Below are 13,936 nucleotides of genomic sequence, written 5' to 3'. Positions count from 1 at the left end.
CTCCACCGGAGTCAAGGATCATTTTCGGCGGCGATGGCGAGGCCGACCGGGAGCGAGGCGTCTCCACACACGAGGCCGAAGCCGTCTCCACCTACAAGGGCGGGGTTTGGTTCTCATCCCGTCGACCTGCCGGGGGTCTGGGGGCGGCGAGCACCCCAGAACCACCCGCCCAACGAAACCCGAACCGGCAGAGCCGCTTCGGCCCAACAGCACCGACGAAGACGAAACGGCCCCCGAATCAACCCCCGTTCAACACCCGCACGGGCGCCCCGCCAAGAAACCCGCCGATAGCCTCAACGGTCTCCCGGTAGAAAACCTCATAAGTCCCGACGGTCACGTACCCGATGTGCGGCGTCAGCACGGTGCGCGGCACGCTCCGCCACGGATCGTCGACGGGCAGCGGCTCCCGCTCGAAGACGTCGATCCCCGCTCCCGCGATCCGGCCCTCGTGCAGCGCGGCGCGCAGCGCCGGCTCGTCCACGATCGGCCCCCGGGAGGTGTTGATCAGGTACGCCGTCGGCCGCATCAGCGCCAGCTCCTCGGCTCCGACCAGGCCGCGGGTGCGCTCGCTGAGCACGCTGTGGATCGTGAGGACGTCCGACTCGGCGAACAGGGTCCGCTTGTCGACCCGCCGCGCGCCTGCCGCCCGCGCCGCCTCGTCGGTCAGGTTCTGGCTCCAGGCGATCACGTCCATGCCGAACAGCCGGCCCGCCTCCGCGACCTGGGCGCCCAGCCGCCCCAGGCCGAGGACGCCCAGCGTGCGCCCGCTGAGCTCGACGCCGACCGTGCGCTGCCAGCCGCCCTCCCGGATCGAGCGGTCCTCGGACACGATGTTGCGGGTGACCGCGAAGATCAGCCCCCAGGTCAGCTCGGCGGTGGGCTGCCAGGCTCGGCCCGGCGCGCCACCGGTGCCGGACACGGTGATGCCGAGCTCCGAGGCCGCTTCCAGGTCGATCGACGCGTTCCGCATACCGGTGGTGACCAGCAGCTTCAGGTTCGGCAGCGCGGCCAGCACCGAGCGCGGGAACGGGGTGCGCTCGCGCATCGCCGCGATCACCTCGAACGGCTCCAGCACACCGGGATCACCGACCGGCTCGTGGAAGAACTCCACCGAGGCGGGCAGGGCGTCCCAGTCCGCGAGATCGCGGGCGACGTTCTGGTAGTCGTCGAGCACGGCGACGCGCACGGTCATGCGTTCCTCCTCGGCATCGGCTCCGCCCGGATCCTAGGTCGCCTGCCGACACCCCCGCCCGTACCGGGCTGATCGAAAAGGCGGGACACTGTCCACCGTGACTGGACCGACGCTGCTGCACCTGCTGCCGCTGAGCACCTTCCACACCGCCCCGGACGCGCCGATCGAGGCGCCCAGCCTGGCCTCGGAAGGCTTCGTCCACTGCTCACCGGACGTGCCCACGACCCTCGCGGTCGCCAACGCGCTCTACCGCGACACCGACGAACCGATGGTCGCCCTGGAACTGGCCGCCGAGAAGCTCTCCGCCCCCGTGCGCTGGGAGGCCGCCAACCCGGCCCCGCCCCCGGGCGTCTCCGACGACGTGCTGTTCCCGCACGTCTACGGCCCGCTGGACCGGGACGCGGTGATCGGGCTGCGCTACGCCCGCCGCGACGTCTCCGGCCGGTACCTGTCGCTGGAGATCCGCAGCCGCACCGCCGAGGAGTTCGACCTGCTGCCGCACCCCGAGGGCGGCTGGTACCGGCGCACCTGGGCCAGCGGCGTCGAGGTGGCGCGCTCGACGCACACCCGGCCGACCGCGACCGCGATCTACTTCCTGCTGCCCGCTGGCCGGACCTCGCAGTGGCACTCGGTGGCCTCCGACGAGCTGTGGCTGTGGCACCGCGGCGGACCGCTGACGCTGGCGCTGGGCGGCGACGGCGACGCACCCGCCGACGAGGCGGAGACCGTGGTGCTGGGCGCGGGCGCCGGGCAGACGCCGCAGGCGGTGGTCCCGGCCGGGACCTGGCAGCGGGCGACCGCTTCGGCGACCGCCGAGGCGCTGGTCAGCTGCGTGGTCTCGCCCGGGTTCGACTTCGCCGACTTCCGGACGCAGTAGCCCGGGCCCGCCGGAGCCGGGGCACCTCGGCCGACCGGCGGCTGCGCTCGACGGCCGCCGGGACGTGCCCCGCCGTGCTCCAGCCGGCCGAGAGCGTCGAGAGCACCACGGCGACAAGCACCAGCAGTCCGGATACGAGCTGCTGGCCGAGCCGCGGCCACGCGACCGAGCGGAACCGGGGCTCGCGCACCCGTGTCGCGGGGGCCTTCGCGGCGATCCTCCGGGTGCGCGGTCCGCGCTGGTCGACGAGCCTGCGTTCCACCCAGCACATCGCGATCAGCGATCCCATGATGCCCGCGACCCCCGCCGTGGCCGCCATCCCGAACACCGCCAGCGAGTTGACCACCGGCACCACCCCCGCACCCCTCAGGCCGCCCGCGGACGCGCGCCGTCCCCGAGGCGCGAGCCGTCGACGCAGGTTCGCGGCTTCCGCGGGCTTCGTTGCCCCCACCGTAGGACCGACCGGGTGAAGTCGCTGGCAGAGGCCGTGACGCGCCCCCGATCAGGTGAAAACGAAAGTCGCTCGTCTCCGAGCCGCGGTGAGCCCTCCTTGATCGGGCAAAACGCTCGGATCCGGCGCTACCATCGACGGCGGGGCGACGGGCGCGATCTTCGGCCCTCGGTGTGACGCGCCCCGCGCGGGGGCAACCCGGCGACCACCGCGGGCGTGGTCGGTTCGAGCACCACCGAGCGGGCAGGAGGTATCCGGGTTTGAGGGGTTACAGCGTGCACCTGCTCTTCCACCTGCTGGCCGTCGTCGCGGGCGCCGCGGCGGGGGTGGCGGCGGGGCTCTGGTGGTTCGCCGGGAATCCGACCGCGGTGTGGATCGCGGGCGCCGCCCTGACGGTCGGGATCATCGTCCTCGTCCTGGAGGGCCTCTACATCTCCGGCGTGCAGGCCCCCGAGCAGCCCAGGCGCTCCCGGCGCCGGGCCCCGCCGAAGCGCAGCGGGGGAACCCGGCCGGACCTGCGCCCGGTCCGGCCGCAGGCGGCGGAGACCACGGTGCGACCGCCCGCGGCGGCCGTGGACGGCGAGACCAGGAAGTCGGCCGCCGACGCCCTGCGCGAGTGGAGCGCGAACAACCGCCAGTGAGGTTCCGGGAGGAGACCACGTGCCGCGCGCACCGGAGTTCCGGCTGCCCCTGCTCCGGGATTGGCTGTTCGGCCCGGAAACCGGCCCACATCTGTCCGTTGTGGACCTCCCGCACACCGCGGCCGAGCTGTCCTGGCGCGAGTGGGACCCGGCGGACTGGGAGCGGCGCTGGCGCTACCGCAAGCACTTCGACCTCGCGCCCACCGCCGGAACCCGCTACTTCCTGCGCTTCGCCGGGGCGCTGACCCGCGCCGAACCAGTTCTCAACGGCCGCGTGCTGCCCCCGCACACCGGCGGTTACCTGCCGTTCGAGCACGAGGTGACCGGGCTGCTGCGGGAGCGCAACGTCCTCGACGTGGTGGTCGACGGGGCGTTCGACCCCGCGGCTCCGCCCAACCACGGCCCGGGAACGCCCAGTCACGCGGTGGACTTCTGGCAGCCCGCCGGGCTCTACCGGGAGGTCGAGCTGGTCGGCGTCCCGTCCCAGCACGTCGCCGACGTCTTCGCCCGGCCGTTCTCCGTGCTCGATGATCCGGGCCTGGACGTGCGCTGCGAACTCGACCTCGATCGCACGACCCGCGGGCTGCGCGTGAGCGCCGACCTGCGCCGGGACGGGCAGCTGGTGGACTCGACATCGCTGTGGTTGCCGGAACTGCCGCCCGGACGGCACCCGGTGACCCCGCGCATGCCCGCGCTCGACGGCATTTCGCTGTGGCACATCGACGATCCCGTGCTCTACGACGTGGCCGTCACGCTGTCGTCGGGCATGACGCCGATCCACGAGCACCGGGTTCGCACCGGATTCCGGGAGGCCCGGTTCGACCGCTCGGGCCTGCACCTCAACGGCGAGCGGATCCAGGTCTTCGGGCTCAACCGCCACCAGTTCTTCCCGTTCGCCGGTGGCGCGATGCCGGAGCGGGTGCAGCGCCGGGACGCCGAGATCCTGCGCGCGGACCTGAACTGCACGATGGTCCGCTGCTCGCACTACCCGCAGCACGAGAGCTTCCTGACCGCGTGCGACGAGCTCGGGCTGCTGGTGTGGGACGAGGTGCCGGGCTGGCAGCACCTCGGCGGCGGCCAGTGGCTCGACCACGCCTGCCGGGACGTCCACGACATGATCGTCCGCGACCGCAACCACCCCAGCGTCGTGCTGTGGGGCGTGCGGCTCAACGAAACACCGGGCAACGCGGCGCACTACACCCGGGTGCAGCGGCTGGCGAAGTCGCTCGACGACTCCCGGCAGACCGCCGGGGCCGTGCATCCGGCCGATCACGACACCCTCGATTTCCAGCAGGACGTGTTCGGCTACAACGACTACACCCCGTCCGGACTCGCCCCTCCGCGCACGGATTTCCCTTACCTGGTAAGCGAAGCGATCGGAACCCTGACCGGCCCGTCCCGCTTCTACCGCCGCACCGATCCGCAGGAAGTGCTGCAAGGGCAGGCCATCGCGCACGCCCGGGTGCACGACCTGGCAATGGCCGACGAGCGCTGCGCGGGATTGCTCGCGTGGGCCGGATTCGACTACCCGTCGGGCAACGGAAACGTCTTCCAGGGCATCAAATGGCCCGGCGTGGTGGACGTTTTCCGCATTCCCAAGCCGGGTGCGGCGATGTACCGCGCGCAGGTCGATCCGCGCCGCCGCCCGGTGATCGAGCCGTCGTTCCACTGGGACCCGCACTCCCCCAGCCCGGTCACCGATCTCGGTGCGCGGGCCGCGATCTGGTCGAACCTCGACCGCCTGGAGCTGCACCTGGACGGCCACCACCACGCCACGCTCCGGCCCGCCCGCGCCGAGTTCCCGTCGCTGCCGCACCCGCCGTTCTTCGCCGATCTATCCACAGTGGACGACGTGGTGGAGCTGCGGGTGGACGGTTACCTGGACGGCGCGCTCGCGCTCACCCGGCGCTTCTCCGCCGACCGGAGCCGGGACCGGCTCGCCCTGCGGTTCGACGACGCCGCGCTGATCAGCGGCGGCTCCGACGCCACGCGCGCGGAGCTGCGCGCCGTCGACGAACACGGCGCGGACCGGCCGCACGTCTCCGGATCAGTCGCCCTCGAACTGACCGGACCCGCGGTGCTGATCGGGCAGAATCCCTTTCCCCTGGGCGAAACCGGCGGAGCCGGGGCGGTGTGGCTGCGCAGCACCGACGGCACCGGGACGGTGCGGCTGCGGGCGCTGCATCCGGAACTCGGCGTCGCCGAAGCGAACATCGAGGTCAAGCCCTGATCCAGTTGTCGCTGCCGGACCCCGCTGCGACGATTGCGTCCTCGCGTCCTAGGAGGGGATCCGCCGTGGCCACTCGTCTCAACCCGTACATCAGCTTCCCCGGAACCGCTCGGCAAGCCATGGAGTACTACCAGCACGTCTTCGGCGGCTCGTTGTCGCTGCGGACCTACGGCGAGTTCGGCGCGCAGGAGCAGGGCGAGCAGATCATGCACAGCATGCTCGAAACCGAGCGCGGCTTCACGCTCATGGCCTCGGACAGCCCGGACCAGTCCGAGCACCGGCCCGGCAACAACATCTCCATCAGCGTCACCGGCGACGGCGCGGACTCCGAGGAACTGCGCGGCTACTGGGACAAGCTCGCCGACGGCGGCACGGTGTCGGTCCCGCTGGAGAAGCAGATGTGGGGCGACTACTTCGGCATGTGCACCGACAAGTTCGGCATCACCTGGATGATCGACTTCGGCGAGTGACCGTCCGGCACCGCCTTCGACGCAACCCCTCGCGGGTCCGCTGCGTCCCTGTGATGGACAAGATCCATGACAGGGAGTTGATGCATGCCAGAGCAGGATCCCGGAATCCTGGCCCAGGACGTGCGGAGGCGCTTCGGCGCGGTCGAGGCCGTGCGCGGGATGAGCCTGACGGTTCCCCGCGGTGAGGTGACCGCGCTGGTCGGACCGAACGGCGCGGGCAAGACCACGCTGCTGCTGATGCTGGCGACGCTGCTGGCCCCGGACTCCGGCCACCTCCGCGTCGCCGGTCTCGACCCCGCCACCGACGCCGACGCGGTGCGCGCCCGGATCGGCTGGATGCCCGACGTCTTCGGCGTCTACGACCAGCTCACCGCGCGCGAGTACATCGGCTTCTTCGCCGAGGCGTACCGGATCCCGGCCGGGACCGCGCGGGAACGGGTCGCCGAGCTGCTGGAACTGGTGCACCTGGCCGAGTTCGCCGAGCAGCCGGTGCACGTGCTCTCGCGCGGGCAGAAGCAGCGGCTGGGCCTGGCCCGCGCACTGGTGCACCGGCCGGAAGTGCTGCTGCTCGACGAGCCGGCCTCCGGCCTGGACCCGCGCTCGCGGGTCGAGCTCCGCGACCTGCTGCGCGCGCAGGCGCGCGAGGGAACCGCGGTGCTGGTCTCCAGCCACATCCTGACCGAACTGGAGGAGGTGGCCGACCGGGTCGTCTTCGTCGACCGCGGCACCACCGTCAGCGAGCACGCGATCGGCGAGCTCGGCACGCACCGCCGCACCTGGCGGGTGCGCGCGCTGGAGGGCGACCTGCCCGCGGCCCTGGACCGCCGCGGCGTCGAGCACGGCGAACCGACGCCGTCCGGCGTCGACGTGCTGCTGGAATCCGAGCAGGCCGCCGCCGATCTGCTGCGCGACCTGATCGCCGACCAGGTCCGCGTCGTGAGCTTCGCCCCGGCGGGAAACCACCTCGAGTCCGCGTACCTGGCCTTCACCGAGGAGCGACGATGACCACAACCGAGACGACCCCGCGCGCCGGGATGCTGTCGGGCATCGCGACCGTGGCCAGGCAGGAGTTCCGGGTCCGGCTGCGCACCGGCCGCTGGCGGTGGCTGCTGCTCGCGTGGTTCCTGGTGATCGCCGCGTTCTCCGTGCTGCTGCGGCTCGCGCTCGCGGTCCCGGAGTTCGACGAGGGGCCGACCGGGATCCCGCTGTTCGGTTCGGTGATGCTGTTCGTGCTGGGGCTGGCGATGCTGGTCGCGCCCGCGCTGACGGCGCAGTCGATCAACGGCGACCGGGAGCGCGGCACCCTGGCCCCGGTGCAGGTGACCCGGCTGACCCCGGCCGAGATCGTGCTGGGCAAGCTCGTCGCGGCGTGGGGGACCGCGCTGGTGTTCATCGCGCTGACCGTGCCGTTCGTGGTGTGGGCGATCCTCGAAGGCGGGGTGGGCATCGTCCGCGCGGTCGTGGTGCTGCTGATCGTCTCGCTGCTGGTCGGGGTGATCTGCGCGGTCGCGCAGGGCCTGTCGGCGCTGTTCGCGCGCGGGATCACCGCGACGCTGATGGCCTTCCTGCTGGTGTTCGCGCTCAGCGCGGGCACCCTGATCACCTTCGGGCTGGCCACCGTGCTGACCAGCCGGGAGGAGACGATCAGCTACGAGGTGCCTGCGACCGACAACATGGGCTACCCGATCCCGGGTGGACCGTCCACCGTCGAGACCTACACCACGACCGTTCCGCACCCGGAGTACGTCTGGTGGCTGCTGGCGCCGAACCCGTTCGTCGTCCTCGCCGACTCCGCGCCGGACCCGCCGCTGCGGTTCAACCAGTACAGCCGCCGCATGGAGCCGGACACCCGGCTCGATCCGCTGGGCGCGATCGGTGAAGGGGTGCGCGAAACGCGGCTGCCGCCGCAGGTCACCTACTCCGAGGACGGCGCCCGCCGGGAAGGCGGCGCGGTGTGGCCGTGGGGCCTGGCGTTCGACGTGCTGCTCGGCGCGGGCTCGGTGTGGATCAGCATCCGGCGGCTGCGCACTCCGATCCGGCGGCCGTCGCCGGGGGTTCGGATAGCCTGATCGCCGTCCGGACGATCAGGAGGTCCACGGCCATCGACGCGAACGCGGTGCTGCGCGGGCGGTTGCGGGAATGCGACCGGCTGCTCCCCCGCCCCGGCACCACCCCGCTGAACCCGCCGGCCATCGCGTGGGAGGAGTTCTGCGATCCGGACCGGCCGTGGCTGTCCGGCTGCGTCGAGGAGTGGCAGCGGCGCGGCGGTTTCCGGCACCGGCGCGCCGGGATCGTGCTGGTGGCGTTCCGGTTCGGCTGGCTCGCGTGCTGCGCCACCGTCCCGGAACACCACCTCGGCGCGCCGGTGCCGTCGTTGTCGGGTCTGCGGGTCGTCGTCAACGACGAGGGCAGGCTGACGACGCTGCGTCCCACCGGCCGCGCACCGGGCGGCGCCGACCAGTGGTGGCGGCAGCTGCGCGAGGCGTTCGAACCGCTGACCGAGGCGCTGCACGCGCTGGGCGGTCCACGGCCGGACAGCCACGAGTACTGGGGAAATCCGGTCGGGCTGATCGGCCCGGTGCTCTGGCGGCTCCAGCAGGCGGGCATCCCGGGGGACGCACCGGCCACCGCCCGGGAGCTGCGGGCGGCGACCTCCCGGCCGGAGCTGCTCGACATCGACGAGCGGCTCCGGCCGTGGGCGCGGCGGCGCACCTGCTGCCAGTACTGGCGCGGCACCGGCGGCTACTGCGACGAGTGCGTGCTCTGGAACTCCGCTTCCCGGCTCAGCGGTTGAGGAAACCGAGCACCAGCCCGGCCACGGCTTCCGGATCCTCGAAGACCATGGCGTGGCTCGCGTCGACCTCGGCGACCCGGATGTTCGGACGCCGATCCCGCAACTCGGCCAGATCACGCCGCAGTCCCGCGCGGAAAGCCGACATCAGGCCGGCGAACTCCGCGGGCATGCCGGGCAGGTCCCTGGTGGCGAGCGCGACCAGGAACGGGCTTTCCACCTCGGCGAAGACCGGCAGGCAGTCGGCGAACTCCGGCGACTGCTGGATCGCGGAGAGGACTTCCGGCGCGGGCCGTCGCACCGCTTCCAGCTGCGCCGCGAACAGCTCGGCGAGCCGCGCCCGGTCCCGCGCGACCTGGTCGGCGGGCAGCCCGGCGTAGTTCCGCGGGTCGGTCACGCTCGACCGGTGCCCGTCGAGGCTGACCGCGGCCGGGCAGTCCGGACGCCGCCGCGCCCACATCGCCGCGAGCATCCCGCCGAGCGAATGTCCCACCACCGCGGGGTTCTCCAGGCCGACACCGTCCACTGCGGACTCGATGTCGGCGAGCACCGACGCCCACTCCCACGGCCCGTCGCCGGACTTCCCGTGCCCGCGCAGGTCCAGCGCGACCACCCGGTGCGAACCGGTCAGCAGCGGCGCGAACCCGTCCCAGGCGTCCAGCTCGCCACCGGCGCCGTGCAGCAGCAGGACCGGTGACCCGGTGCCGCCGTGGTCGCGGACCCGGATCGGGATTTCCCCACCGGTCAAAAGGAATTCCGACTCCATGACACTCCTATGCGGTCAGATCGCGGAGGCGGTCGCGGACCGACGTGACGTCGATGCCGCCGTCGGGATGCCGCCGGAGCTTGGCGCGCCCGACCAGGTCGTGCACGCCCTGCCGGGTGATGCCGAGCATCGCCCCCGCCACCGCGAACGACACGCGCTCCTTGGCCGGGTGGCCCATGCGGCGGGCGGTCACCCGGCCCAGCGCCGTGCGCCACCAGCGCTCCGGAGGGTCGAACGGCTCGTCCCCCGGGTACAGCGCCGCCAGCAGCCGGGAGATCGTGGCGAGAGCCAGGTCGTCATCGGGCCCGAGCAGCCGCGCCGCCCACGTCTCGGCTTCCGCGTGCACCCGCTCGCGCAGGGGCTCGGCCCCCGCTCCCTCCAGCAGGATCTCCAGCGGGTCGAGCAGCCTCGCCCCGACCAGCCGGGCCAGTTCCTCGGCCAGCTCGTCGCGCACCGCCCATCTCCTCGCTACTTGACGCACAATAGCAAGTACTTGACATCAAGCGTCAAGGAGTTCGACGGTGCCCTTCGCCGCGGAGCGCCGCGCGGCCTCGATGATCTCCAGGCCCGCGACCGAATCGGCCGGGTCGACCGGCGCGGCCGTGCTCTCGCGCAGCGCGGAGACGACGGAGTCGTAGAACGCCGGGTACGCGCCCGGCAGCGTAGGCACCCGGCGACCACCGTCGACGGTTCCGAGCTCGCCCCACAACTCCTCCGGCTCCACGCCCCAGCTGTCGTCCACCGGGCGTTCGCCCGCGCGCAGCACGGCCTCCTGCGGGTCGAGCCCGTACTTGGTGAACGCCGCCCGGTCGCCGAGAACCCGGAAGCGGGGGCCGTGCTGCGCGGCGAACTTGCTCATCCACAGGTGCGAGCGGACACCGTTCGCGTGGGTCAGCGCGAGGAACGAGTCGTCGTCGACCTCCACCCCCGGCCTGCGCCGGTCCACCTGCGCGTAGACCGACTCGACCGGCCCGAACAGCAGCAGCGCCTGGTCGACCAGGTGGCTGCCCAGGTCGTAGAGCACCCCGCCTGCCTCCTCGACGCCGCCGGACTCGCGCCAGCCCGGCTTCGGCTGAGGCACCCAGCGCTCGAAGCGGGACTCGAACCGGTGCACCGCGCCGAGCTCCCCGGCGTCGATCAGCCCGGCCAGCGTCCGCAGGTCGTTGTCCCAGCGGCGGTTCTGGAACACCGTGAGCAGCACGCCCGCCCGCTCGGCGCGCGCGATCAGCTCCCGGCCCTGCTCGGCGCTGGGCACGAACGGCTTGTCCACGACCACCGGCAGGCCCGCGTCGAGCGCGGCGGTGGTCAGCTCGAAGTGCGTGCGGTTCGGACTGGCGACCACGACCAGGTCCGGGCCGCGCTCCAGCAGCCCCGCCAGGTCGCCGACCGCGGCGGTGTCCGGGTGGTCGGCGCGCACCTGCTGCCTGCGCTCCGGATTGGTGGTCACCACGGCGTCGAGCCGCAGGTTCGGGTTCGCCGCGATCAGCGGGGCGTGGAACACGGCCCCGGCGATGCCATAACCGATCAAGCCGACTTTCAGAACACTCATACCGCCAATTAGAGCTTGTCCGCGGGCCCTCCTCGGGCGGCGGTGCGCGGATCCGGCGTCAGCCCTGCACCCGCGGGCTGGGGGCGTCGCGCTGACCAGGGCTGACCAGGCCCGTCTCGTACGCGGTGATCACCAGCTGGGTGCGCGAGCTCAGGTGCAGCTTCTGCATCACGTGGTACAGGTGCGACTTCACGGTCAGCTCCGCGAGCCCGAGGTTGCGCGCGATCTCGGCGTTCGAACCGCCCCTGGCGACCTCAAGCAGCACGTCGCGCTCGCGCTCGGTCAGGCCGCTGAGCTCGGAGCCCGCGTCCCGCACGCCCAGCGCGGCGAACCGCTGGAGCAGCCTCCGGGTCACCCTCGGCGCTAGCAGCGCCTCCCCCGCCGCGACCGTACGCACGGCGCGGACCAGCTCCTCCGGCGGAGCGTCCTTGAGCAGGAAGCCGCTGGCACCGGCGCGCAGCGCGGCGTAGACGTACTCGTCGAGGTCGTGCACGGTGAGCATGATCACGGCGGTCTGGCCGGCGGTGCTGTCGATGATCTCCCGCGCGGCGGCGATGCCGTCCATGCCGGGCATGCGCACGTCCATCAGCACGACATCGGGACGGCGGCGCTGCACCGCGGCGACCGCCGCGTTGCCGTCGGCGGCCTCGGCCAGCACGCGCAGGTCCGGCTCGGCCGACAGCAGCGCCACCAGACCGGCCCGGATCATCGCCTGATCGTCCGCGACCACGATGGTCGTGTCCGAACGCTCCATACCGGACCTCCTCCGATCAGGTCGGAACCGTCGAATTCCGGTTCAGACCAGGTCCGAATTTTCCGGGCACGGTAGCACGGCCTCAAGGTGGAACCCGCCCTGTACCGGATGGGCGGTGAACGTTCCGCCGACCAGCGCGACCCGCTCCCGCAGCCCGATCAACCCGTGCCCGGAACCGGCTCCGCCGCCGAGGTGACGCCGGGGCGAGGCGGTGACGTGGTTGGTGATCTCGATCCGCAGCGCCGCCGCCCCGTACTCCAGCAGCACCCGCGCGTAACCGGGCCCCGCGTGCTTGAGCACGTTGGTCACCGCCTCCTGCACGACCCGGAACGCGGTCAGCTCCAGCCCGGAGTTCAGCTCGCGGACGGTGCCGCGCCGCTCCAGCCGCCACGACACCCCGGCCTCCCGCAGCGAGCGCACCAGGTCCTCGATCCGGTCGAGCCTGGGCATCGGCTGCCTGCCGGGCAGCTCGGCGATCTCGCCGGAGCTGGTGTCGTGGTGCAGCGCCGACAGCAGCGTGCGCAGCTCGCTGAGCGCGGCGCTGGAGGTCTGCTCCAGCTCGCGCAGCGTCTCCCTGGCGTGCCCGGGGTCGCGGTCGACCAGCGCCCGCGCGACCCCGGCGCGCAGCGCGACCACCGACAGGTTGTGCGACACGATGTCGTGGAACTCCCGCGCGATGCGCGCCCGCTCGGACGCCGCCGCCTCGACAGCGAGCTGGTCGCGCGCGGCGTCGAGCAGGGCGACCGTGCGTTCCAGCTGCGCGGCGCGCGCCGCGGCGACCCGCGCGGCGTAACCCCAGGCGACGACCATGCCCACGTCGACGCCCGCGTAGACGATGCTGGCGAAGGCGGCCAGCGGGCTCGGCTCGGGGAAGGTGTAGAAGAACGGCCACACCATCGCCAGCGCCGCGGCGGCGGTCGAGCCCACCACACCGCTCTTCCGGCAGACCGAGTAGACCGAGATCAGGATCGGGAAGCTGGTCGGGCCGCCCAGGTCGCTCAGCAGGGTCAGCACGATCGCGGCGGTGACCGTGACGACCAGCGGGATCCACGGCCACCGCCTGCGCAGCAGGAGGGTGGCCATCGCCGGGCAGCTGATCGCCATCGCCGACCAGCCGGGCATGCCGAGCGGCCCGGGCTGGACCGCGATCTCCAGCACGTACAACCCGGCGAACAGCACCACCAGCGCCAGGTCGAACAGGAACGCCCGCTTCGAGCCCACCACCAACCCCGCCTTCCGCGTCGCTAGATCGGGGGATCGTAGACCAGCAGGCCGCAGGGTTCACACCAACGGCGGCGTCATCTCCTGCGAGCGGCCGCGTCCCAACCGTCGAACACACTGTGTCATCGGTCGGCTACGGTACGATTACGGAATCTCAGTGACAGCTGCTTGGGGGTAGGCCATGGTGGACACGCAGAACCTGATGTCCAGGGAGATGGACATCGACCGCCCCTGCGCGGCGCGGATCTACGACGCGTTCCTCGGCGGCAGCCACAACTTCGGCGTCGAGCGCGGGTTCGTGGAACGGGTGGAGGCCGCGCTGCCCGGCATCACCGAAACGTACCGGGAGAACCGGGCGTTCGTCCGCCGCACGGTGGAGTACCTGCTGGCGCACGGCATCCGCCAGTTCCTGGACCTCGGTTCCGGCATCCCGACCATCGGCCACGTGCACGAGATCGCCCGCCGCCGCACCCGCGACTTCCGCGTCCTCTACGTCGACAACGAGCCGCTGACCGTCGCGCACAGCCGCCCGCTGCTGGCCGACGAACCGCGGGCGGCGATCATCGAGGCCGACTGCCGGGATCCGGAGTCGGTCCTGCGCTCCCCCGCGGCCACCGGGCTGCTCGACCTCGACCAGCCGACGGCGGTGCTGATGTCGGCGATGCTGCACTTCGTGCCGGACGGCGACACCCCGGCGGCGCTGGTCGAGCGCTACCGCAAGGCGGTCGTCCCCGGCAGCCACCTGGCCGTCTCGCACATCACCGGCGACTACGACCCGGGCGCGGCGGGCACGTTGGAGTCCTTCTACGCCGAGACCACCGATCCGCTGATCGCGCGCAGCCCGCAGTGGATCGACGAGCTGTTCGGCGACTTCGAGGTCCTGCCGCCCGGCACCAGCTACCTGACCGACTGGCGCCCCGACCCGGACCAGGCCGCCGCCCGGCCGCGGTACCGGATCCTCTACGGCGGTCTGGCCCGCAAGCTCGGCTGACCC

The 13,936-nt window shown here is 72.5% G+C and carries 15 protein-coding genes; 8 read left to right on the top strand and 7 right to left on the bottom strand.

What is annotated here, in order from left to right:
• Positions 1-238: 238 nt before the first annotated feature.
• A complete protein-coding gene (locus ABD691_RS20245; RefSeq protein WP_344682344.1) occupies positions 239-1,186 on the bottom strand; it encodes a D-2-hydroxyacid dehydrogenase family protein in 948 nt (315 codons plus the stop codon).
• A 103-nt stretch (positions 1,187-1,289) separates the two neighbouring features.
• Here ABD691_RS20245 and ABD691_RS20240 point away from each other — a divergent pair, with 103 nt between their 5' ends.
• Positions 1,290-2,069: a cupin domain-containing protein gene (locus ABD691_RS20240; RefSeq protein WP_344681972.1), complete on the top strand. Its 780-nt coding sequence runs from the start codon at positions 1,290-1,292 to the stop codon at positions 2,067-2,069.
• Here ABD691_RS20240 and ABD691_RS20235 read toward each other — a convergent pair.
• Positions 2,017-2,415: a hypothetical protein gene (locus ABD691_RS20235; RefSeq protein WP_344681971.1), complete on the bottom strand. Its 399-nt coding sequence runs from the start codon at positions 2,413-2,415 to the stop codon at positions 2,017-2,019. The two genes, ABD691_RS20240 and ABD691_RS20235, sit on opposite strands and share 53 nt — an antisense overlap.
• Before the next feature lie 365 nt (positions 2,416-2,780).
• On the opposite strand from ABD691_RS20235, the gene ABD691_RS20230 reads away from it, so the two are divergent.
• The 6 genes from ABD691_RS20230 to ABD691_RS20205 all read left to right on the top strand — a co-directional run bounded on the left by ABD691_RS20230 (position 2,781) and on the right by ABD691_RS20205 (position 8,655).
• Complete coding sequence (locus ABD691_RS20230; RefSeq protein WP_344681969.1) at positions 2,781-3,161, top strand: hypothetical protein; 381 nt, start codon at positions 2,781-2,783, stop codon at positions 3,159-3,161.
• A gap of 19 nt (positions 3,162-3,180) precedes the next feature.
• Positions 3,181-5,391, top strand: a complete 2,211-nt coding sequence (locus tag ABD691_RS20225) for a glycoside hydrolase family 2 protein (RefSeq protein WP_344681967.1) — start codon at positions 3,181-3,183, stop codon at positions 5,389-5,391.
• A gap of 65 nt (positions 5,392-5,456) precedes the next feature.
• Positions 5,457-5,861 (top strand): VOC family protein, encoded by a 405-nt coding sequence (locus ABD691_RS20220; RefSeq protein WP_344681965.1) that lies wholly within the window; start codon positions 5,457-5,459, stop codon positions 5,859-5,861.
• An 84-nt stretch (positions 5,862-5,945) separates the two neighbouring features.
• Positions 5,946-6,866, top strand: a complete 921-nt coding sequence (locus ABD691_RS20215) for an ABC transporter ATP-binding protein (RefSeq protein ID WP_344681963.1) — start codon at positions 5,946-5,948, stop codon at positions 6,864-6,866.
• Positions 6,863-7,930, top strand: coding sequence for an ABC transporter permease (locus ABD691_RS20210; protein WP_344681961.1), 1,068 nt, complete (start codon positions 6,863-6,865; stop codon positions 7,928-7,930). Before ABD691_RS20215 ends, ABD691_RS20210 begins: the two co-directional genes overlap by 4 nt.
• A complete protein-coding gene (locus tag ABD691_RS20205) occupies positions 7,864-8,655 on the top strand; it encodes a hypothetical protein (protein ID WP_344681959.1) in 792 nt (263 codons plus the stop codon). Before ABD691_RS20210 ends, ABD691_RS20205 begins: the two co-directional genes overlap by 67 nt.
• Here the strand turns inward: ABD691_RS20205 and ABD691_RS20200 are convergent.
• The 5 genes from ABD691_RS20200 to ABD691_RS20180 are packed head-to-tail and all read right to left on the bottom strand — an operon-like array spanning position 8,645 to position 12,945.
• Positions 8,645-9,418: an alpha/beta fold hydrolase gene (locus ABD691_RS20200; protein WP_344681957.1), complete on the bottom strand. Its 774-nt coding sequence runs from the start codon at positions 9,416-9,418 to the stop codon at positions 8,645-8,647. The genes ABD691_RS20205 and ABD691_RS20200 overlap by 11 nt on opposite strands.
• A gap of 7 nt (positions 9,419-9,425) precedes the next feature.
• Positions 9,426-9,872 carry a hypothetical protein gene (locus ABD691_RS20195; protein ID WP_344681956.1) on the bottom strand — a complete coding sequence of 149 codons (447 nt, stop codon included), beginning with the start codon at positions 9,870-9,872 and terminating at the stop codon, positions 9,426-9,428.
• A gap of 45 nt (positions 9,873-9,917) precedes the next feature.
• The gene (locus ABD691_RS20190; protein ID WP_344681955.1) at positions 9,918-10,967 is read right to left on the bottom strand and encodes a Gfo/Idh/MocA family protein; all 1,050 of its coding nucleotides are present in this window, start codon (positions 10,965-10,967) and stop codon (positions 9,918-9,920) included.
• 58 nt (positions 10,968-11,025) lie between these two features.
• Positions 11,026-11,721, bottom strand: a complete 696-nt coding sequence (locus ABD691_RS20185) for a response regulator (protein WP_344681954.1) — start codon at positions 11,719-11,721, stop codon at positions 11,026-11,028.
• Positions 11,722-11,763: 42 nt separating this feature from the next.
• Positions 11,764-12,945, bottom strand: coding sequence for a sensor histidine kinase (locus ABD691_RS20180; RefSeq protein ID WP_344681953.1), 1,182 nt, complete (start codon positions 12,943-12,945; stop codon positions 11,764-11,766).
• Positions 12,946-13,123: 178 nt separating this feature from the next.
• Between ABD691_RS20180 and ABD691_RS20175 the strand changes: the two genes are divergently transcribed.
• Positions 13,124-13,933: an SAM-dependent methyltransferase gene (locus ABD691_RS20175; protein WP_344681952.1), complete on the top strand. Its 810-nt coding sequence runs from the start codon at positions 13,124-13,126 to the stop codon at positions 13,931-13,933.
• The last annotated feature ends 3 nt before the right edge of the window (positions 13,934-13,936 follow it).

The sequence above is a fragment of the Saccharopolyspora taberi genome, assembly GCF_039534165.1.
In the GTDB taxonomy this organism is placed as follows: Bacteria; Actinomycetota; Actinomycetes; order Mycobacteriales; family Pseudonocardiaceae; genus Saccharopolyspora_D; species Saccharopolyspora_D taberi.
This window is presented reverse-complemented; position numbering and strand designations above follow the sequence as displayed.

Coding starts and splice junctions, on each gene's coding strand:
- ABD691_RS20190 (WP_344681955.1), bottom strand. CDS start 10,967: ATGAGTGTTCTGAAAGTCGGCTTGATCGGTTATGGCATCGCCGGGGCC.
- ABD691_RS20175 (WP_344681952.1), top strand. CDS start 13,124: ATGGTGGACACGCAGAACCTGATGTCCAGGGAGATGGACATCGACCGC.
- ABD691_RS20210 (WP_344681961.1), top strand. CDS start 6,863: ATGACCACAACCGAGACGACCCCGCGCGCCGGGATGCTGTCGGGCATC.
- ABD691_RS20215 (WP_344681963.1), top strand. CDS start 5,946: ATGCCAGAGCAGGATCCCGGAATCCTGGCCCAGGACGTGCGGAGGCGC.
- ABD691_RS20185 (WP_344681954.1), bottom strand. CDS start 11,721: ATGGAGCGTTCGGACACGACCATCGTGGTCGCGGACGATCAGGCGATG.
- ABD691_RS20200 (WP_344681957.1), bottom strand. CDS start 9,418: ATGGAGTCGGAATTCCTTTTGACCGGTGGGGAAATCCCGATCCGGGTC.